Annotated in this window: 23 protein-coding genes and 2 riboswitches; of the genes, 19 read left to right on the top strand and 4 right to left on the bottom strand. The window is 42.3% G+C overall.

All coding sequences use genetic code 11. The features are described 5' to 3' along the window. Window positions 1–10: 10 nt before the first annotated feature. The 3 genes from cbiQ to SB775_RS11310 are packed head-to-tail and all read right to left on the bottom strand — an operon-like array spanning window position 11 to window position 1,830. Window positions 11–733 (bottom strand): cobalt ECF transporter T component CbiQ, encoded by a 723-nt coding sequence (gene cbiQ / locus SB775_RS11320; RefSeq protein WP_286140856.1) that lies wholly within the window; start codon window positions 731–733, stop codon window positions 11–13. Window positions 734–773: 40 nt separating this feature from the next. Then, window positions 774–1,085 (bottom strand): energy-coupling factor ABC transporter substrate-binding protein, encoded by a 312-nt coding sequence (locus SB775_RS11315; RefSeq protein WP_089363094.1) that lies wholly within the window; start codon window positions 1,083–1,085, stop codon window positions 774–776. 1 nt (window position 1,086) lies between these two features. Then, window positions 1,087–1,830 (bottom strand): energy-coupling factor ABC transporter permease, encoded by a 744-nt coding sequence (locus SB775_RS11310; protein WP_061462939.1) that lies wholly within the window; start codon window positions 1,828–1,830, stop codon window positions 1,087–1,089. Between the two features lie 179 nt (window positions 1,831–2,009). Further along, window positions 2,010–2,207, bottom strand: a riboswitch (cobalamin riboswitch). A gap of 202 nt (window positions 2,208–2,409) precedes the next feature. Further along, window positions 2,410–2,599, top strand: a riboswitch (cobalamin riboswitch). A 151-nt stretch (window positions 2,600–2,750) separates the two neighbouring features. Here SB775_RS11310 and SB775_RS11305 point away from each other — a divergent pair. From SB775_RS11305 to SB775_RS11225, 17 genes are all read left to right on the top strand, one after another. Further along, window positions 2,751–3,119, top strand: a complete 369-nt coding sequence (locus SB775_RS11305; RefSeq protein ID WP_377384626.1) for a (2Fe-2S) ferredoxin domain-containing protein — start codon at window positions 2,751–2,753, stop codon at window positions 3,117–3,119. Between the two features lie 14 nt (window positions 3,120–3,133). Continuing rightward, window positions 3,134–4,789 (top strand): precorrin-3B C(17)-methyltransferase, encoded by a 1,656-nt coding sequence (cobJ, locus tag SB775_RS11300; RefSeq protein WP_377384624.1) that lies wholly within the window; start codon window positions 3,134–3,136, stop codon window positions 4,787–4,789. An 18-nt stretch (window positions 4,790–4,807) separates the two neighbouring features. Then, complete coding sequence (locus tag SB775_RS11295; RefSeq protein WP_410861652.1) at window positions 4,808–5,716, top strand: sirohydrochlorin chelatase; 909 nt, start codon at window positions 4,808–4,810, stop codon at window positions 5,714–5,716. Beyond that, window positions 5,713–6,483 (top strand): precorrin-6A reductase, encoded by a 771-nt coding sequence (gene cobK / locus SB775_RS11290; protein WP_410861651.1) that lies wholly within the window; start codon window positions 5,713–5,715, stop codon window positions 6,481–6,483. Before SB775_RS11295 ends, cobK begins: the two co-directional genes overlap by 4 nt. Window positions 6,484–6,495: 12 nt before the next feature. Further along, window positions 6,496–7,143: a precorrin-8X methylmutase gene (locus SB775_RS11285; RefSeq protein WP_089363089.1), complete on the top strand. Its 648-nt coding sequence runs from the start codon at window positions 6,496–6,498 to the stop codon at window positions 7,141–7,143. A 3-nt stretch (window positions 7,144–7,146) separates the two neighbouring features. Continuing rightward, window positions 7,147–8,280 (top strand): cobalt-precorrin-5B (C(1))-methyltransferase, encoded by a 1,134-nt coding sequence (locus tag SB775_RS11280; protein WP_410861650.1) that lies wholly within the window; start codon window positions 7,147–7,149, stop codon window positions 8,278–8,280. Next, window positions 8,243–9,457 carry a precorrin-6y C5,15-methyltransferase (decarboxylating) subunit CbiE gene (gene cbiE / locus SB775_RS11275; protein WP_410861649.1) on the top strand — a complete coding sequence of 405 codons (1,215 nt, stop codon included), beginning with the start codon at window positions 8,243–8,245 and terminating at the stop codon, window positions 9,455–9,457. The genes SB775_RS11280 and cbiE overlap by 38 nt, the downstream gene beginning before the upstream one ends. Continuing rightward, window positions 9,450–10,157 (top strand): precorrin-2 C(20)-methyltransferase, encoded by a 708-nt coding sequence (gene cobI / locus SB775_RS11270; RefSeq protein WP_284470942.1) that lies wholly within the window; start codon window positions 9,450–9,452, stop codon window positions 10,155–10,157. The genes cbiE and cobI overlap by 8 nt, the downstream gene beginning before the upstream one ends. Then, window positions 10,154–10,930, top strand: coding sequence for a precorrin-4 C(11)-methyltransferase (cobM, locus tag SB775_RS11265; RefSeq protein ID WP_089363086.1), 777 nt, complete (start codon window positions 10,154–10,156; stop codon window positions 10,928–10,930). The genes cobI and cobM overlap by 4 nt, the downstream gene beginning before the upstream one ends. Further along, window positions 10,927–12,051: a cobalt-precorrin 5A hydrolase gene (locus SB775_RS11260; protein ID WP_410861648.1), complete on the top strand. Its 1,125-nt coding sequence runs from the start codon at window positions 10,927–10,929 to the stop codon at window positions 12,049–12,051. The genes cobM and SB775_RS11260 overlap by 4 nt, the downstream gene beginning before the upstream one ends. A gap of 13 nt (window positions 12,052–12,064) precedes the next feature. Continuing rightward, on the top strand, window positions 12,065–13,459 hold the full coding sequence (locus SB775_RS11255; RefSeq protein ID WP_410861647.1) for a cobyrinic acid a,c-diamide synthase CobB: 1,395 nt from the start codon (window positions 12,065–12,067) through the stop codon (window positions 13,457–13,459). Window positions 13,460–13,494: 35 nt separating this feature from the next. After that, window positions 13,495–14,304, top strand: a complete 810-nt coding sequence (cobA, locus tag SB775_RS11250) for a uroporphyrinogen-III C-methyltransferase (RefSeq protein WP_089363083.1) — start codon at window positions 13,495–13,497, stop codon at window positions 14,302–14,304. After that, the gene (locus tag SB775_RS11245; RefSeq protein ID WP_061462950.1) at window positions 14,283–14,846 is read left to right on the top strand and encodes a nitroreductase family protein; all 564 of its coding nucleotides are present in this window, start codon (window positions 14,283–14,285) and stop codon (window positions 14,844–14,846) included. The genes cobA and SB775_RS11245 overlap by 22 nt, the downstream gene beginning before the upstream one ends. Before the next feature lie 14 nt (window positions 14,847–14,860). Continuing rightward, entirely contained in the window at window positions 14,861–15,397 is a 537-nt protein-coding gene (locus SB775_RS11240) for a cob(I)yrinic acid a,c-diamide adenosyltransferase (protein ID WP_125162129.1), read from the top strand. Window positions 15,398–15,409: 12 nt separating this feature from the next. After that, on the top strand, window positions 15,410–16,930 hold the full coding sequence (locus SB775_RS11235; protein ID WP_410861646.1) for a cobyric acid synthase: 1,521 nt from the start codon (window positions 15,410–15,412) through the stop codon (window positions 16,928–16,930). Window positions 16,931–17,120: 190 nt separating this feature from the next. Then, window positions 17,121–17,393: an HU family DNA-binding protein gene (locus SB775_RS11230; RefSeq protein ID WP_061462953.1), complete on the top strand. Its 273-nt coding sequence runs from the start codon at window positions 17,121–17,123 to the stop codon at window positions 17,391–17,393. A 375-nt stretch (window positions 17,394–17,768) separates the two neighbouring features. Further along, entirely contained in the window at window positions 17,769–17,936 is a 168-nt protein-coding gene (locus SB775_RS11225; protein WP_410861645.1) for a hypothetical protein, read from the top strand. On the opposite strand, the gene SB775_RS11220 is transcribed toward SB775_RS11225, so the two are convergent. Further along, window positions 17,933–18,721, bottom strand: coding sequence for a protein kinase domain-containing protein (locus tag SB775_RS11220; protein WP_410861644.1), 789 nt, complete (start codon window positions 18,719–18,721; stop codon window positions 17,933–17,935). The two genes, SB775_RS11225 and SB775_RS11220, sit on opposite strands and share 4 nt — an antisense overlap. 342 nt (window positions 18,722–19,063) lie before the next feature. Between SB775_RS11220 and SB775_RS11215 the strand changes: the two genes are divergently transcribed. Then, complete coding sequence (locus tag SB775_RS11215) at window positions 19,064–19,531, top strand: flavin reductase family protein (protein WP_089363080.1); 468 nt, start codon at window positions 19,064–19,066, stop codon at window positions 19,529–19,531. Between the two features lie 11 nt (window positions 19,532–19,542). Beyond that, window positions 19,543–21,024, top strand: coding sequence for a 4-hydroxyphenylacetate 3-hydroxylase family protein (locus SB775_RS11210; protein ID WP_061462954.1), 1,482 nt, complete (start codon window positions 19,543–19,545; stop codon window positions 21,022–21,024). Window positions 21,025–21,042 lie beyond the last annotated feature (18 nt).

Raw genomic sequence — 21,042 nt, 5'->3', positions numbered from 1 at the left:
TGCCTCCAATTTACATATATCCATAAATAAAGATTAAGCTTCCTAGTATGATAATGGCGATCAGCCAATTGCGGGAGGAATAGGTGTAAGTATCATCGATAAATGATAGGTTTTCCTGATATCCTCTTGCATTCATGGCCATCGTCAATTGCGCAGAGCGCTGGAATACTCCCAAAAATAATGATGAGATTAGTAACCCGAGAGAGCGAATGCCTTGCCTTATCGAGCCATATCCAAGTCGTGAAGCTTGTGATAGGTGAATGGCCAAAGCTGTATCTAAAAAAATAAAGATGAAGCGATAGGTCAATTCTATTAAATCGATCAATAAAGACGGCAATTTAAGTTTCCGCAGCACGGATAGAATGACGGTAATGGGTGTTGTTAAGGTTAAGAAATATAAACAGCTTATACTGGCAAATACGACAGTGATCAAATTGATCACTGTACCAATGCTGTCATCGCTGATGAATATTTGCCAGTTTCCGGCTTTCCAAGACCACCATATATTGGATATTGAAGTGGGTTTGCTTGTAAAAGAAAAAAGGATTGTAATTGTACCTGATAATATAAAGAACCCCGGTAGTAAGAGTAATTTCAGATAATAAGAAAGTGGGATTCTTGCCGCAAAAATGATTAAAGCACTCATCACCGTAAAAGTGATGAGCGAAACGGCCATATCCCTTACAGTTAAGGAAAAAAGCAAAAGGGAGAGTGCAAAAATCATTTTTTCCAACGGATGTTCATCCTTTAGCCCATTGAAATAGGCATATTTATCAATGAGTAACATGCTTGGATTCTTCGGGCATGGCTTGTTTGGCTTGCTTATTCCTTTGTCTCATTACGCCAATGAAATATCCAATGAAACCAGCTCCGATTGCAGCTTGCAGCGCAAATAATAAGCTTTCTGTTTCTGCACCTGGTGGCTCCCAAATACTGTTGAACCATGGCTTATATTCCGGATGGATATTTGTGATGGCTTCTTCAGCTTCGCCGTCGGCACCGCCAAATTCCGTTCCTTGTTGGGTGATTAACGGTATGGTAGCAAGAATGACAACCAGGAAAAGCAGCAGTAAACTTTTTTTCATATTAACGGGCCTCCTTAGATAAAACTCGCAGCAATTTCAATTCGCCTAGATTGTATTTTTTTAAGAAATTCATCACAACGACTGTCAATAATCCCTCGCTGATTGCCAAGGGAATTTGGGTCAGGGCAAAAATCCCTGCAAACTTAGTGAATGAGGCCATGAATCCCCCTACCTCGGATGGAAAAGCAAGAGCAAGTTGAACGGAAGTTACCACATAGGTTCCTAAATCTCCAAAAGCAGCTGCCAAGAAAACGGCAAGAGAAAAAGACCACCCCAATTTAGTTGCGCCCTTGAAGACAAAGTAAGAAATGAACGGTCCGCATACTGCCATGGAAAATGCATTGGCCCCTAATGTCGTCAACCCTCCGTGAGCCAGTAATACAGCTTGAAATAACAGTACGATGGAACCCACGACACTCATGGCCAATGGTCCGAATAATATGGAACCCAAACCAACTCCTGTAGGGTGTGAAGAACTTCCCGTAACGGAAGGAATCTTCAGGGCCGATAATATGAATACAAATGCTCCCGATAGGCCGAGTATCATTTTTGTTTCTGGGTTTTCCTTTACTTTGGACCTAATCGACCGGTAACCCAAGATTAAAAATGGAAGGATAATGGCCCACCAGAATATGGCCCATTCAATCGGTAAAAATCCCTCCATAATATGCATGGCCATAGCACGTTTTGGTACAAGAAGCAATAAAATGACAAAATAAAGAATTTTCCAATTGTCTTTTTTCATTCTTTCTCCTTTCAACACTTTTAATTTTTTCTAATCAAGGCTTTTAGAAGAAAAGCGGCGCCCAACATAAAAAGCACTTCTCTAAAAAAGAAAGAAGTGCGTAATGAACAGGAATTCCATAGCATAAACCAACCACGGGCTATTCTGCCTGATCCGCACACCCATCCTCGTAGGCTGAAACAGTTTCACGCTTCATGGCAGGTCTCCTGGCTTTGGTTCATCATCCCATTACATCCTTCCCATCTCATTTGACAGTGGATTAACCTTAAGGCAATAGGACTTCCCTTTACAGTGGCGGGACCGCTCCGGATTTTCACCGGCTTCCCTTTTAAGCTGAATTTCCGAGAAAATTCAACACCATAAAACTTATGTAATTATTTTGAAAAATCTCGTATAGTTTATCATAAAGAAATAATTCCAGCTACACTCTCTTTTTTTTTTTTAGGCTAATAACGCAGAGAAGCGAGGCATGGTGCTGGATTTACCCTATTAAACTTTTCTAAACAGTCGGAATAAACTTTGAATTTTGCTAAAGTTGTTATATGATAGATAAAGTTAGCTAGAAATGTATAATAAAACCAAATATTTCATTTTAAAAGTGCTCTTGTGTGAATTATCAAGGGATAATAGGGAAATCGGTGAAAATCCGATGCAGCCCCCGCTACTGTAAACGCTGATGAAATTGTCGATGACCACTGGCTTAATGCCGGGAAGGGACAAAGTAAAATGAAGCGTAAGCCAGGAAACCTGCTTTTGAAATTGTATGATACTTTTCGGAGGGAAAGGTAGAAGGACTATGACGATTTTGGGAGATTCAGCATATTTGCCGAAGGCTCCTCATTCATATAGTTTTTTTAAAACCTTAACTCTTATGTTAAGGTTTTTTATTTTGCCTTTTCCCTGAACTCAGGAGGAAGAAGATGACTACTTGGAACTTGCAGGGTACTAATACGCATCTGTTGATTTGCAATGGAAGCAGTTGCATGAAAAAAGGCGGGGAAGAAGTAACCCAAGCGATTCGCGATGAAATTACTTCAAAGGGACTGGATATGAAAGTTCATACAACCAGGACACGCTGTAACGGAAGATGTAAGGACGCCTGCGTTGTAATTGAGTATCCCCAAGGGAGATGGTATCGGGTGGATACCCCAGATTACGGTCGGAAGATTGTAAGTAATATCGATGATGGGGAGTTTGTGCCACAGATGATCTACCAATTCAGTGATGGGGAAATGATCCCTAATCCAGATTTTCCTGCTCATACGGGTATTTCAAAGAACAAATCGTAAAAGGAGATGTCTTAATGAGTACTAACGGTAAATTATTCGTCGTGGGCTTTGGGCCAGGGAATTTTGAACACATTACCAAACGTGCTGTCGAAGCCCTTCAAGAAAGTGACTACATCATTGGTTATAAGACTTATGTTGAACTCATTCAGGGACTGCTTACAGATCAAACGATTATTAGTACGGGAATGACTGAAGAAGTATCACGTGCTCAGGAAGCAGTGAAACAAGCGGAGCTGGGAAAGAAAGTGGCTGTAATTTCCAGTGGTGATGCCGGAGTGTACGGGATGGCAGGGCTGGTTTATGAAGTATTGATTGAAAAAGGGTGGAAAGAAGATACTGGAGTGGGCATTGAAGTCATCCCTGGTATTTCTGCAATCAACTCTTGTGCGTCTTTACTTGGGGCACCTGTCATGCACGATTCGTGTACCATCAGCCTCAGTGATCATTTAACGCCTTGGGAACTTATCGCTAAAAGGGTGGAAGCTGCTGCAATGGCTGACTTTGTCATTGCCCTTTATAACCCGCGTAGCGGAAGGCGGACTAGGCAAATTGTAGAAACACAAAAAATTCTCCTTCGCTACCGTTCACCGGATACACCTGTCGGGTTGGTGAAAAGTGCTTATCGCGATCGGCAGGATATTGTCATAACCAATTTGAAAGATATGTTGAATCACGATATTGGAATGTTGACCACCGTCATTATTGGTAATTCATCTACCTTTTTATATGATGACAAAATCATCACACCAAGAGGTTATCAGAGGAAATATACATTGAATTCGGAAAAGCAAACATTGAAGCCGCATCAGCGTCTGCAAAAAGAAGCAGAACCGTGGGCATTAGATCAAGAAGCCGATTCCATGCAAGAAGCCTACGCTGAGCCTGATGGAGGGGTTGGATTACTTACAAAAGCACCAGAAAAGAAGGCGACTTCTTTTGAAATGGCGATGGAAGCCCTGTCTATAGTTAAGGGCCAAACCGTTCAGCAACCCATTAAGCCGTTTGTTCAGCAAAAAATGGAGTCGGTATTCGAACTTGCGGTCAGTCCAGGTGTGGCGAATAAACAATTCACTCCCAAACAAATGATGACACTTGCGGAAGTTGTCGGGGAAAAGGGATCGATGGAATACACGCCAAACCATAAGATCGTTTTAAAGATTCCGACAACGGATCCGGAAGTCATTACGGGGAAATTGCAATCAGCAAACTTTCTGTTATCGCCGATTGGAGATGTACTGACATTAAAAGCCTGTGATTTCTGTGATGGGGAAAAAGCGGAATCCATTCCTTTTGCGGATGAAATACACCGGGTGCTCGGCGGAATGAAAATGCCTAAGGAACTGAACATCGGTTTTAATGGGTGTGGAATGGCTTGTTATAGTGCTGTGATGGATGATATCGGGATTGTCTTCCGAAAAGGGAAGTTCGACTTATTTCTTGGAGCTAAACCGGTTGGAAGAACAGCCCATCCAGGTCAGCTGGTTGCTGAAGGCATTGAACCGGAACAGCTTGTTGAACTGATTACGGACATTGTCGGGGAGTATACGCAAAATGCCCATCCAAATGAGCGGCTTTTTAAATACTTCAAACGTGCAAAAAAGATACAGAGTTTTTCTTATCAGGACATTGCTCCCAAAATAAACATAGAGCCTGCGCCTTGTGAAGACTAATCAAGAGGGGGAAAGTAAATGAAAGCAGTTTTGTTCGTAGGACATGGAAGCCGCTTGGCTTCAGGAAACGAAGAAGTCCTTCATTTTATTAAAAATATGATTCCGGCAATGGATGACGGCTTTTTGGTAGAAACGTGCTTCTTGGAGTTTGCGGCACCGAATATATCTAAAGGCATTGATAATTGTGTAAAACGAGGAGCTACGGAAGTTATCGTCATACCAATCATTCTGTTGCATGCAGGACATTCGAAATTACATATCCCGGCTGAAATAGAGGATGGGAAAACCAAGTATCCAGAAGTGAAATTCACATATGGTCAAACGATCGGGGTCCACCATGATGTATTGACGATCCTGACAGATCGTCTTGAGGAAGTTGGTTTCGATACATCCTCAAAACAGCCTGAGACAGCAATTTTGCTAATCGGCCGAGGCGGCAGTGACGCTGATGCAAATAGTGATATATATAAAATTTCACGATTATTATGGGAAAAATTAAACGTGAAATGGGTCGAAAGTGCCTTCATGGGTGTAACGGACCCGCACGTGGATGAAGCCATTGATCGATGCATCCGCTTAGGGGCAAAAAAAATAGTGATGCTGCCATATTTCCTTTTCACGGGTGTGTTAATGGAAAGAATGGAAGATATGCTGAAAGGCTATCAAGAGCAATATCGTGATCGAGAATTTATTTTGGCGAAGTATTTTGGGTATCATCCAACCTTACAGAACATTTTGCAAGAACGTGTAATTGAAGCTAGCGAAGGCAGATCAAGTGGGGCGCGTGATCTGGAAAACTATCGTAAACATGTCGAGGAACATGGACATGCCCACCATCACCACCATCATGACCATGATCACGACCACGACCACGATCACGACCATGATCACGATCACGATGAGCAAGTAGTGGGGACATCAAAATGATTTTGTTCTTGGCAGGTACAAGTGATGCAAGGGAATTAGCGATTGAGATGAAGCAGGTGGGATTCGAGGTTTTGGCAACTGTTGTAACCGCGTCGGCGGCGAAGAGTTTGCAAGATGAAGGGATATCCACCCGTATTGGCCGATTAACTGCAGAGGATATGACATCCTTAATCTCTGAAAAAGGTTTTCAGGCTGTAGTTGATGCAAGTCACCCATTTGCCGAAGAAGCATCCAAAAACGCCCTTAACGGAGCAAAGGCAGCAAATGTTCCATATATTCGTTATGAGCGTGAAAGTCAACGGTTTCAGAATGATAAATTGATAGTTGTCCGTGATTATGAGGAAGCTGCCAAGCTTGCCGCTGCCAAAAGGGGAGTCATCATGCTTACGACCGGAAGTAAAACCCTAGCTGTATTCGCAAAAGAATTGCTAGGTCTCGAGAATACCAGAGTCATAGCAAGAATGCTGCCACGCATGGACAATATGGAAAAATGTGCACAGCTGGGCATTGAACAAAAGAATATCGTTGCGATTCAAGGTCCATTTTCCAAAGAATTAAATAAAGCTCTATATGAACAGTATGGCGTCACATTGATGATAACGAAAGAAAGTGGCAAGGTCGGTGCGGTTGATGAGAAATTGGAAGCCGCCTTGGAATGTGGAATAGAGACGATTATGATATCCCGGCCAAATGTCGACTATCAAAATGTCCATTCCAGTTTTGATCATGTCATTGCCGAATTGAATAAACAGCTAACTCAAAAATAGGAGGAATGCAAGATGGACTTTAAAACGGATTTTAAACCACTAACGGTAGACCCGGACAAAATATATGATTATAGCTTTGCAATGATAGCTGAAGAAATGGGGAATCATGATTTTTCCGAAGATGAATGGAAGATTGTCCGCAGGGTCATTCATGCTTCAGCGGATTTTGAATTGGGAAGAAGTGTCATCATCCATCCAAATGCCATTCAAGCTGGTGTGGAAGCCATTCGCAAAGGCAGGCATGTCATTGCCGATGTGCAAATGATCGAGAGCGGTACAGGCAAAAAACGTTTTCAAAAACATGGCGGGGACGTTCATTGCTATATTTCAGATCCGGATGTGATGGTCGAAGCGAAACGTTTGAATACGACACGGGCAATCATTTCGATGCAAAAAGCCGTAAAGGAAAATGAAGGGGGCATTTACGCCATCGGCAATGCACCTACCGCTTTACTTGAGCTCATCCGACTTATTAAAGAAGGGATAGCAAAACCGGACTTAATCATTGGAATGCCTGTTGGGTTTGTTTCTGCAGCAGAATCGAAAGAGGAACTCGCTAAGATCACGGAAGTGCCATTCATTACGAATATTGGCCGAAAAGGTGGAAGTACTGTCACAGTTGCCGCATTGAACGCGATTTCCCTTTTAGCTGATAGTTAAAAAATGGAAAAGAAAGTGAAGAAAGACCCCTCACAAATGCGTCATGGATATACGACTGGAGCATGTTCGACAGCCGTGACCAAAGCGGCATTGACCGCCTTGATCACGGGGGATGCGCTGGAGGAAGCAACGATTTCCTTGCCTATCGGCCGAGATGCCACTTTCACTATTGAGAAATATGATATATCGGATAATGCGGTTAGTGCAGAAACGATAAAAGATGCCGGAGATGATCCCGATGCCACCCATCTGGCACATATCATTTCTACTGTCAGCTGGTCGGATGTCCCTGGGATTATCTTGGATGGAGGGATTGGTGTGGGTCGTGTGACCAAACCCGGGCTTCCGGTTCCTGTAGGAGAAGCTGCCATTAATCCTGTACCGCGCAAAATGATTTTAACCACTGTGCAACAAACATTGGAAGAATTTAAGATCAATAGAGGAGTGAAAGTCGTCATCTCCGTGCCCGCAGGTGAAGAAATAGCGAAAAAAACATTAAATGGCCGCTTGGGGATTGTGGGAGGCATTTCCATTTTGGGAACAAGGGGCACCGTCGTCCCTTTTTCCAGTTCGGCCTACATGGCAAGTATCGTCCAGGCTATAAGTGTCGCCAAAGCGAGTGGTTGTGAGCATCTTGTCTTAACGACTGGCGGGCGAAGTGAAAAGTATGCAATGGGCCTTCTTCAGGATTTACCGGAGGAAGCCTTTATTGAAATGGGTGACTTTGTGGGCTTCTCACTTAAGCAATGTAAGAGGCAGGGAATAAAAAAGGTATCACTGGTCGGCATGATGGGGAAATTTTCTAAAGTTGCCCAAGGTGTGATGATGGTGCATTCAAAGAGTGCCCCGGTTGACTTCGGTTTTCTATCGGAAATAGCCCATAGCGTTGGAGCAGGAGATGATCTTGTTCTTGAAATCAAGAATGCAAACACAGCATCACAAGTTGGGGACATGATGTCGGCGATCAATAATTTTGATTTTTTTAATAAACTATGTGAATCCTGCTGTCACTCTGCCATAAAGCAAGTGAAGGGTGGCATTGAAATGGAAACGGCGATTTATTCGTTGAAAGGACAATTACTGGGAAGGGCTGTTGGAATTGAGTCAATTGATGAAATTAATCGGGATAGGGGATAACGGTCAGGAAAGCTTACTGCCGCAATATGCCCAATGGATTGAAGAAAGTGAAGTGCTGGTCGGAGGCGAGCGGGTCTTATCCTTCTTTCCGAACTATTCTGGCCAGAAGATTGTCATAAAGAGCGGTTTGAAGAAATTAGTGGAACAACTGCAGGATGAAACTCGTCCAACTGTTGTCTTAGCTTCCGGTGACCCATTGTTTTACGGAATGGGAGGCTATCTTTCCAGCAAAATCAACATGGAAGTTTACCCATATTTCAGTTCCATTCAGCTTGCTTTTGCAAAAATGGGTGAAAGCTGGCAAGATGCTTTCCTAGTTAGTATTCATGGCCGCAGTATGAAAGGGCTGGCCCAAAGGATTGATGGGAAAGCAAAAGTTGCCTTGCTTACTGACATCGAAAATAGTCCAAACCAACTGGCTAAATATCTCCTTTCATACGGAATGACAGAATATCGGGCATTCGTTGCTGAAAATCTTCAAGGAGAAACTGAAGACTCTGGCTGGTATGAACTTGATGAAATGATGGAGCGGGAATTCTCCCCGTTGAATGTTGTCATTTTAAAAAGAAAATCAGAAGGTCCAAGCTGGTCTTTAGGGATAGATGATGAAGAATTTTTGCAACGGAAGCCGGATAAAGGACTCATAACCAAAAAGGAAATTCGAGTATTGAGCCTGCATGCGTTGAAACTCGAAAAAAATAGCATAGTTTGGGATGTCGGGACGTGTACGGGATCAATGGCAATTGAAGCGGCTAAGCTTGCATCAGAAGGCCAAATCTTCGCAATTGAAAAAAATGAGCCTGATTTAGAAAACTGTTATCAAAACCAACGAAAATTCCGTACCGATATAACAGCTATTCATGGAAAAGCTCCGCAAGGCCTGGAAACTTTTCCAGACCCTGATGCGATTTTTATTGGCGGGACAGGCGGCGAAATGGTAGATCTAATCAATACTTGCTGCAAACGGCTGAAAGAAGGCGGCAGGATCGTTCTAAATGCTGCAACGATCGAGAATCTTTACCGGGCTAATGAGGCATTTGGGGAAGCTGGTTTTCACACTTCCATCATGCATGCGCAAATTTCCCGAAGTAAGCCAATATTGGGAATGAACAGATTCGTACCGCTTAATCCGGTTTATATCATTACTGCACAACGAAAGGAAGACATGAATGAGTAATCTTGGTACATTATATGGCCTAGGCGTGGGCCCGGGCGATCCAGAGCTTATTACAGTAAAGGCATTTCGCGTGATTCAGGAGTCTCCTGTCATTGCATATCCCAAAAAAAGAAAAGGGAGTAAAAGCTACGCCCATCGCATCGTTGAAGTTTACATTCGTCCTGAAGAGAAGGAAATGCTGGGCCTAGTTTTTCCGATGACGAAAGATCAAGCAATTTTGGATCGGGAATGGAACGGAACGGTTGAAAAGGTTTGGCAAAAATTATACGAGGGAAAAGATGTTGCTTTCGTTACGGAAGGTGATCCCCTTTTATATAGTACGTTCATACATATGATGAAATTGATGCAGGAGTTACATCCTGAAGTCGAAATTAAGACAGTCCCGGGCATTTCTTCGTTTAATGGATCAGCGTCAAGGTTAGGTATCGCTTTGGCGGATGGTGATGATCATGTGGCGATTGTTCCGGCAAGGGATGATTATGAAGCGATGAGGAAGGCGATTGAAGATCATGATGCTGTGGTGTTCATCAAAGTGGCAAAAGTCATCGATTTAATGATTACTGTTTTAAAAGATTTAAACTTGCTTGAAAAGGCGTCGGTCGTAACAAAAGTCACATCCGATGAAGAAGTGATTTGGAAAGTGAGTGAATTGGAAGGACTTGAACTAGAATACTTAACATTGATGGTGGTGAGAAAATGAAGATATATATTGTAGGTGCTGGCCCAGGAGATCCGGATTTGATTACTGTAAAAGGATTGAACATTCTCCAAACTGCTGATGTGATTTTATATACGGATTCATTAGTGAATGAGGAATTAATTGCTAAGGCAAAACCGGATGCTGAAGTGCTAAAAACGGCTGGAATGCATTTGGAAGAAATTGTTGGCATTATGGTTGATCGTGTTAAAGAGGGAAAGATGGTTGCCAGAATCCATACAGGGGATCCTGCTATGTATGGGGCGATCATGGAACAAATTGTCCTATTGAAGAAAGAGGATATTGGTTATGAGGTGATTCCTGGCGTAAGTTCAGTATTCGCCTCGGCAGCGGCAATAGGAGCAGAGCTGACTATCCCGGATTTAACCCAGACACTCATTTTGACGAGGGCTGAAGGACGTACTCCTGTTCCTGAATTTGAGAAGTTACGTGATTTGGCAAGTCATCACTGTACGATTGCCCTCTTCTTGAGTGCGACCTTGACTAAAAAAATCGTTAAAGAACTCAAGGAAGCCGGTTGGAAGGATGATACGCCGGTCGCAGTCATTCAACGGGCAACATGGCCGGACCAAAAAATAGTCCGTACCACGTTAGTTAATTTAGATGATGATATGCGTAAAAATGGTATCCGCAAGCATGCAATGATTTTGGCTGGATGGGCGTTAGACCCTACTATCCATGATAAAGATGAATACCGTTCAAAACTATATGATGCGAGTTTTACCCACGGTTTCAGAAAAGGTGTTAAGCCATGATCATTGAATTGAAGGAAGAGGAACTTGCTCCCATTAAACAGTCTCATGCTTATGCGATCGTGGCAATTACAAAGCATGGTGTCGAGCTGGCACGAAAATTACATACCGTTTTTTCGAATTCCGATCTATATTACATGAGCAAGTTTGAAAAAGGGGACGAAGAGCATAAACAGATCCAGCTTTTTTCGGGAAGCGTCCGTATGCTTTTACCAGCTTTATTCAAGGAATATAAAGGAATCATATTAATTATTTCACTCGGGGCAGTCGTCCGGATGATTGCTCCCATTTTGAAGGATAAGAAAACGGATCCAGGTGTGGTTGTCATTGATGACAAAGGGGAAAATGTTATAAGTGTATTGTCAGGGCATCTTGGCGGAGCAAATGAACTGACTAAGGAAGTTGCTGCTGCCCTTGACGCGAAAGCTATAATCACTACGGCTTCGGATGTACAGAAAACGATTCCTGTCGACTTATTTGGCCAGCGCTTTGGCTGGATTTGGGATTCAGCAGAAAAATTGACGCCAGTAAGTGCGTCCGTTGTAAATGAAGAGCATGTTGCCGTTGTACAGGAGTCAGGTGAACGGAACTGGTGGTCGTATGAAACGCCATTACCTGAACGCATAATCATATACCCTTCAATTGAAGAAGCGCTTCAAGCGAAGCCACAAGCAGCTCTGGTCGTCACTCACCGCATGCTTAGCCAGTCGGAAAAGAGGATCCTGGAAAATGGGATCGTTTATCGTCCTCAAGTAATTGTTCTTGGTATCGGGTGCAATAGGGGAACATCGGCTGCTGAAATTGAGCAAGTGATTACAGAAACGCTAGAGGAATTATCGTTTTCCTTAAAAAGCGTTAAAGCGATTTGTACAATTTCCTTAAAGAAAGACGAAATTGGCTTGATTGAAGTAGTTAAGAAATATGGCTGGGAATTTGTATATTATGAACCGGAAGAGCTTAATCAAGCTCAAATCGAAGCGCCATCCGATACAGTTTTTAAATATACAGGTGCATACGGTGTGAGTGAACCGGCTGTCAGGATTTATACTAAAGCTGAACAATTGGAGCTGGTTAAGAAAAAATCGGGGAATGTAACCATATCAGTTGGGATCATTCCTTTTTAAGGAGGGAATATAAATGAACGATAGAAGATTGGTGATTGCAGGTACCGGAAGCGGTGTCGGGAAAACGACATTGACCATCGGAATCATGGCAGCCCTCCAGAAGAAAGGCTATACCGTTCAAGGGTTCAAATGTGGTCCTGACTATATTGATCCAACCTATCATACCGCAGTTACAGGACGAATTTCACGCAATCTTGACAGTTGGATGTTTGAACACGATACCGTCCGAGAAATTCTTAACAAAGCAAGTAACGGAGCTGATATCTCGATCATCGAAGGAGTCATGGGCTTTTTCGATGGCAAAAGTCCTTTAGCCAATACAGGATCGACGGCTGAAATCAGCATGATCACCCAAAGCCCTGTCTTGTTGATAGTCAACTGTGCCAGCATGGCGCGAAGTGCCGCAGCCATTGTAAAAGGGTTTCAGGACTTTTCAACCGGTCCGAACATCATTGGGGTAATTGCCAATCAAGTGGGAAGTGTAGGGCATTACCAAATTGTCAAAGCGGCCATCGAGCAAGAATGCGATGTTCCGGTGCTGGGATATATGAAGCGGGAATTGGATATTGATATTCCTAGCCGTCATTTGGGCTTAATTCCTGCTATTGAGCGCGGGGAACTTGACCCGTTTTTCGATAAGCTTGCACACTTAGTCATGGAAACGATTGATATCGATCAGTTGTACCGTTTGTCCATGACTAGCGCCGTTTCCAGTGGGAATTCAAATATATTTCAGCACCAAAATAAAAAAGGCGTGTGCATTGCCGTCGCAAAAGATGCGGCCTTTAATTTTTATTATCAGGAAAACCTTGAGTTGCTTGAAGCGAATGGGGCAAACATCAAGTATTTTTCTCCATTAAAAGGGGAAGAAGTTCCATTGGATGCTGATGGTTTATACCTTGGAGGCGGTTTTCCAGAGGAATTTGCAGCCGAACTTTCTGGTCATTTGGGTACTATTAAATCCATCCGAAGCTCTATTGAAAAGGGGTTGCCGACTCTAGCGGAATGTGGTGGTTTCATGTTTTTGAGCAAATCAATTGAAACAACTTCCGGAGAAACGCACCAGATGGCAGGGATAATACCAGGCAGGATTAAGATGCAGAAAAAACTTGCAGCACTTGGATATCGTGAAATTACAGGAACACAAAGCAATTTTTTGATCAATGAAATTGAGCAGGCAAAGGGTCATGAGTTCCACTATTCGACATTTGAAGCAGATGGTGATCTTACACATGCTTATGAAGCCAAAGGCAGATTCGGTTCGAAACAAGAAGGGTGTGTATTAGGTAACCTTGTTGCCGGGTATACCCACTTTCATTTTGCTTCCAATCCAAAACTTGCAAAGAACTGGATCGATGCTTGCTTAAAACAAAAAAACAGATCTACCCAGGAAACTATCATCAAGTAAAAGGTATTTTTTGAAGATTAAGAGGAGGCACGAGCATGAAACCGGGAAAAGTACATCTGGTCGGTGCGGGTCCCGGAGATCCGAAACTGATTACGGTATATGGACTGGAATGTATCCAAAAGGCGGATGTCATCGCATATGACAGGCTTGTCAATCCAGAACTATTAACCTATGCAAAAGAAAATGCAGAACTGGTGTATTGCGGGAAATCACCAGGGAAACATCATCTCATTCAAAATGAAATTCATGAACTTCTTGTGGAAAAAGCCTTACAGGGGAAAAATGTCACCCGGCTAAAGGGCGGAGATCCATTTGTCTTCGGTCGGGGCGGTGAGGAAGCTGAGATACTGGCTGCTAACGGAATTGAATATGATATAGTCCCGGGAATCACAGCGGGTATCGCGGCTCCGGCTTATGCGGGCATCCCGGTTACCCACCGTGAACATGCATCAAGTTATGCGATTGTGACAGGACATGGCCGTGATTACAAGGGACAGGATAACCTGAATTGGCAGGCATTGGCTCAAGGCATCGATACCATCGCTTTTTATATGGGGATAGGTAATATGCCGTTTATATGTGAAAAATTGATGGAGCATGGCAGGGACGGTAAAACGCCAGTGGCTGTCATTGAATGGGGCACGACAGATAAACAAAGGACGATCACCGGTACGTTGAGTTCGATTCCTTCGCTTGCTATAAAAGAAAAAATTCAAAATCCGTCAATCTTCCTAGTAGGCGATGTCGTCCAATTAAGAGAAAAAATCCAATGGTTTGAAAGAGTGATTGAATCAGAATCCATTATAGAAGGGAATGAGTCGGAATGTCCATCATTCAGGAATTGAAGGAACGCAGGGCAATAAGGAACTACGAAGATAAAGAAGTGGAAGATGAAAAAATCAGGATGTTATTGGAAGCGGCTACCTATGCCCCTAACGACCGATTACGTGAACCTTGGGGCTTTTATGTAATCAAGGGTGAAGCGAAGCACCGTTATGAAAGATTGGCAGAAAAGTATTTACATGAACGCTTCCCGACCAAACCAAAATTGATTGACAGTTCACTGGAAGTTGTTAAGACTACACCGCTCATCATTGTTGTGACTTCTGATATTTTGCCGGATGATCCAGATTCATCCGAAGATAATGTATTTGCCTCTTGTTGTGCCGTCCATTCGATGTGGCTTGCCGCAAAAGAACTGGGTCTTGGGTTCGTTTGGCGTACTAGAGGAGTGGGTCTTGTCAGGGATGAACGACTTCACGGGTTTATCGGTTCACCGGAAAACAAAAAAGTGATCGGCACCATTTTTGTCGGATATCCAAAAGGTGATCAACCAATTCCTGCTACTCAAAGGACTTCATACATAGAAAAAACAGTTTGGTTATGAAGGTAGGTGAGCGAGTGGCACGCAGAGGATTAATGCTTATTTATACGGGAAATGGGAAAGGGAAGACGACTGCCTCATTAGGGGTGACTTTACGGGCAATCGGCAGAGGAATGAATGTCAAATTCCTTCAGTTCATAAAATCTCCAGAACGTACATATGGAGAAGCGTTGGCTTTAAAAAAACTAGGCGTTGAAATGGAACAGCTTGGTATTGGTTTTACCTGGACCAAAACACCAGATGAGCATCGAAGCGCATTATCGTTAGCTTGGGAAAAGGCGAAACAGGCCCTTAGTGATCCTGACATTGATTTACTCGTTTTGGATGAGTTGAACAATGCGTTAGCCATATCCAAATTCCCTATTGAAGATGTCTTGCCATTGGCTGAAATCATCGAGGCGATTCGTAATCGTCCCGCTCATATGCATATAGTCATTACCGGTAGGGATGCCAAGCCAGAGCTTATGGAAATGGCGGATTTGGTTTCATCCATTGAGGCGACCAAGCATTATTATGACGAGGGTATCGGAGCTGTCAAAGGATTAGAGTTTTAGGGGGTGAGCGGAATGAAGGCACGGTCCATCATGATACAAGGGACGTCATCTGATGTAGGGAAAAGTTTGATTTGCACGGCATTTTGCAGGGTATTTTCCAATAAAGGATTACGTGTCGTCCCATTCAAATCACAAAACATGGCATTGAATTCTTATGTAACCTTGGATGGCGGTGAAATCGGACGGGCGCAGGGAGTACAGGCGGAGGCAGCACGAATCACGGCAACAACTGATATGAATCCGATATTACTGAAGCCGAAGAAGGATATGGTTTCGGAAGTCATCGTGCACGGAAAGCATTTTCTTGATATGAATGCAAAAAGCTATCGGAATCAGTTTGTCCAAGAAGCCATGCCCATCATCCGTAAATCGGTGGAAAAACTTCAAGATGAATATGACATCATCGTACTGGAAGGCGCAGGAAGTCCAGCTGAAATTAACCTTAAGGACCGGGATATTGCGAATATGCGAATGGCCAAACTCGCGGATGCGGCTGTCATTTTAGTGGCAGATATTGACCGTGGTGGCGTATTTGCTTCCATCATCGGGACACTTGCCTTATTGGACAAAGATGAACGCGATTGTGTAAAGGGGATCATCATCAATAAATTTCGTGGCATGCGTGAACTGTTGGACGATGGCATTGATTGGGTGGAAAAGGAAACCGGGATTCCGGTTCTCGGAGTGCTTCCCTATTTAGACGTAAATATCGAAGCGGAAGATTCACTGGCACTCTCTTCTTTACGTTTTAAAAAGCCTAAAAAGGCTGAGTTTCCGATCGATGTTGCCGTCTTGAGATTTCCGCGGATCTCCAATTTTACAGATGTGGATCCTTTTTTTGATGAACCCGGAGTGGGTGTCAGGCTAGTAGGAAGTGTCCATGAGTTAGGAAATCCCGACCTTCTTATTTTGCCGGGTACGAAAAACACGATGGAAGATTTAGAGTGGATGAAAAGTGTAGGCTTGGATGAGGCCATCAATGACCTGCGCGAACAAGGAACGGTGATCTTTGGTATATGCGGCGGTTTTCAAATGCTAGGGACTAAACTTTTCGATCCTGATGCAGTAGAAGGTAACGGTGAGAATGCAGAAGGGCTTTCGCTTCTTCCAGTGGAAACCGTATTTCAAGCAGAAAAGAAAACGGTACAAATGGAAGGTGTCCTTTCTGATGGGATGATAATGGAAGGTGAAATGAATCTTAACGGTTTCGAAATACATTTAGGCAGAACGACATTGAAGCCACAAGTAAGACCTTTTCTTTTATTGAAGGATGGAAGAGAAGATGGAGCCATTTCCACTGACAATAAGGTAATGGGAACATATCTTCATGGTATTTTCCATAATCGCTTGTTCACTAGATTACTAGTTAACCAAATTCGACGGAACAAGGGGTTGGAGGAAGTGAAGGAAAACGTTCGAAGCGACTCAGAGCGAAGGGAAGAAGCATATAATCTTTTGGCTTCCCATTTAGAAGAAAACATTGATATGGAAACCATCTATCAATGGCTGCAGCTTGAAACCACGGAAAGCTGAAAAATGGTCTCGGCAAAATCATTTTATCCTGTTGATCAAAGCCTTTTAACCTATATGAAATGGACTGGAAACACATTGGTATAAGGGTAAACTTCCTTTTAATTAGCCATATTAAGTGACAGACGTATATAAGATATGTTATGTTGTCTTCTCTACATACTTTAAGAATATAAAAGGATGAGGTGTTCATATGAATAAAACAGAATTAGTGAGTAGTGTGGCAGCACAAGCTGAACTAACAAAAGACGACGCAAAAAAAGTAGTGGATGCATTGTTTGAAACAATCACGACTACACTTGCTAAAGAAGAAAAGATCCAACTAGTTGGTTTTGGTACATTTGAAGTGCGCGACCGTGCAGCTCGTACAGGAAGAAACCCACAAACAGGTGAAGAAATACAAATTGCAGCTAGCAAAGTACCCGCTTTTAAAGCAGGTAAGGAATTAAAAGAAGCTGTAAAATAAAAAAATGAACAAAGAAAAACCTGGCGATCAATATTCGCCAGGTTTTTTGTTTACTGCCTGATTTTCATTCCAAATAGGGTTGGTGACAAGATATGGATTATAGGATGTATAAAAGCTCTTGATTTAACGTATTAGTTGGCATAAATCCATCGTGTTGAAAATGTGGTGATTTTGGATGATGATGGCTATTTAATCTTTCTTTATCAATTGACCAAAGAAAGAAAATAAGCTCAATCCATGAAAAAAAGGAAGACAGTCATGGAATGTAACACAAATGAAAAGAATTTATAGTACTTATTAATAAGGTTTAAACTGAGGCTATGTTAGGCTAAATGAATAACAAGCTTTAAAACCAAAATAAAAGAGGTGATAAATATGTTGAAGAAGATAATGAAAAAAATCAAACAACTTTCCCAAGGCAGCAGTGAGCGAAGGAATGGTCATTATCGCCGAGGCAGCAGTAGCAGCAGCAGAGGATATAAACGATCCCCCATGAGTGGAAGTGACCGCTACAAGAGAAAAGGGCGGGGCAGTAGCAGCTAATTCAATTCCTTTGACTCTAATGCTGCATGCAGGTCCATTGAGATTTCTTGGATATCAGAATAAGGTTCTTGGATGCTAAATAACCTTTTGAGTATGTGCACGGTATCTTTTTCCAACGAAAGCTCTTCTGTCCAAGGGAGAGCCATTTTATTTTTGGAAGTGTATGTCGTATAAAGTACATATAAGAGTATTTCTCCCAAGTCGTAAAAATCCTGCCTTTTCAGCTGCAAAATGGCTTCTTTTGCGAGATCGGCCGAAACGGCACGTTTAGACAAACCAAAGTCTATCAAAATGGGCTGATTGTCTTTAAGTAAGATATTTGGTATACGTAAATCTTGATGGAAAATATAATGGCTGTGCAGATAAGATACTAATTCGACCAACTCACCAAGAAATAGTAGAGACTCTTTCTCATTGAACGTTATATGATTCAAAAAAATATGGTCTTCCAAATTATCCCCTTCAATGAAATCCATCACAAAATAATAATTTCCGTCTTGTGAAAATTTCTCGTGAAATTTAGGCATTTCTTTATGATTTAACATTCGTAATATGGAGATTTCATTCTCAAACTGTTCAATCTCTTTTTTGCTGCGGCGTTTACTTGTCCGGAGCTGTTTGATTACGGTATTCACATTCGTTTTTAAATCAATGCAAAGATAGATAATACCGTAGCTACCTGTTCCTATTACAGCCGTTACTTCGTAGCGGTTTTTCAAAACCACGCCTTTTTTTAAAGGTATATCCACAAAAAATTGATAGATCTTTCGAATGGAACGCAACATTGAAACTTCCCTCACCACTTTCATATATTTGAGTGGAAAACTCAAAAGACCATTATGATAACTAAACTGGAAATATGAATGATCATGGATAGTGTACCATTGATTTTTGATATTGCGGTAATGAAAGTCTTTTCTTCGGTAGTGTCCTTTTACACGATATTCAATAAAATGTTGATCAATATATATATGGAAATAGATTCCTCATCGATGAAAAAAGATCAAATTAAAGATGACTATTGAAAATAAAAAATTTTCGTAATTTCATATTATGAAATTATTGGATTTTTTAAATTTTTAAGTTTAATATAATGAATTCATAATCAAAGAGTAGGAGGTGAAAAGATGGATGGGCGCGAGTTAAGAAATTGCTTTGGTAAATTCCCAACCGGAGTTACGATAGTGAGCTGGTTTGATGGGAAAGTTCAAAATGGCATTACTGTGAATTCATTCACTTCGGTTTCCTTGGATCCCCCGCTTGCTTTAGTGTCAATTCATAAAGAAGCAAAAGCCTGCAATAGCATGAAAGATAGAGCATTTACCATTAATATTTTGTCGGATGAACAAGAATCCATTGCATGGCAATTTGCGGGCAATAAACGGGAAGCACTTGAAATTGACTGGGATAACAAGGGGATTTCACCAAAAATAAAAGGAAGTGTCGCCTGGATGGAATGCAAACCATGGAAAGAATATGATGCGGGTGATCATGTTTTGTTCATAGGTGAAATCCAGGGATTACATTTCGAAGACTTGGAAGCGCTTACTTTCTATCAAGGGAAAATGGGGTCTGCTAAACAACTCGTAAAATAAGGGGGATTCTTATGGGCATTAAAACCGGCGAAGAATATATTAATAGAATTAAATCCAGAAAGCCAGAAGTCTGGCTTGGTGGAAGAGTGGTTGAGGATATTTATAATGAACCAATTTTTAAACAGCCGATACAAGAAATTGCGAAGTTGTATGACATTCAACATGACCCGGAATATCAAGATGAAATTACCCACATTTGTAAAGAAACCGGAGAACGTGTTAATAATGCTTTTTTATTCCCGAAGACTTCGGATGACCTGCAAAAAAGAAGTAAGTTATTTGAAGTGTATGCCAGGATGACATATGGACTTATGGGGAGAACGCCTGACTTTTTAAATGTTGTAGTCACTTCCATGGCGCATAATTCCTGGTTTCTTGATAAATACAACAAAGACTGGTCTAAGAACATCAAGGATTATTATACCTATATTCGTGACAATGATTTATTCCTTACGCATGCAATCATTAATCCTCAAAATGATCGAAGTAAGGAATCTCATGAGCAAAAAGAAACATATACACACTTGGGGACCGTTGAGGAAAAAGAAGAAGGAATACTTGTCCGCGGTGCAAAAATGTTAGCAACCCTGGCTCCCATTACTGATGAAGTAATTATCTATTCTTTCCCGGGATTCACACCAGGAGATGAGCGTCATGCGGTAGCATTTGCGCTGCCGATCGATACGCCGGGACTGCGCATAATCTGCCGGGAACCAATGCAGGACGGAACACGCTCGATGTTTGACCATCCACTGGCCTCACGCTATGAGGAAATGGATGCCCTGCTTGTATTTAATGATGTATTGGTTCCTTGGAATCGCGTCTTCTTATACAACAATGTAGAGGCGGCAAACCGCTTGTATCCAATGACAGGAATCGCTGAACAGCCTGCACACCAATCAGGTGTCCGTGGATATATTAAACTGGCATTTGCCGTTGAAGTTGCTTGTAAAGTGGCAGACTCTATCGGAGTTGATGGATTCCTGCATGTCCAACGTGATTTGGGTGAACTTGTTCAATCCGTCGAAGTCATCCGTTCACTGCTTCGGGTAGCGGAATATGAGTACACGATTAATGACTACGGTGAGGCCCGGCCAAATCCAGATGCCTTGGAATCGATTCGCGGTTTCCTTCCAGAGATGTATCCCCGTGCCATAGAGGTTATCCAGACAATTGGGGCTGGCGGGCTGTTGATGTCACCGACAGGGGCGGACTTTGATAATCCGGAATTGCGCTGTGATATCGATAAATATTATGGAGGACGAAGCGGAGTTTCAGCGGAAGAACGCGTAAGGGTGTTTAAACTTGCCTGGGATTTATGCGGGGAAGCATTCGGGCAGCGCCTCCTTCAATACGAGCGCTATTACACGGGTGATCCAGTTCGGAAAAGAGCCATTTTTTATAATAAATATAAGAAAAACAAAAACTTCACCATGGTAGATGAAGTGCTTAACAAACCGATACAAGTAGCCATCGATGCGATCAACCAGTAATTTTAATAGTTGAATAGG

This window comes from Peribacillus sp. SIMBA_075 (assembly GCF_046534585.1).
Note: the sequence above shows the minus strand (reverse complement) of the source record. Positions and strands in the feature narration are given on the sequence as shown.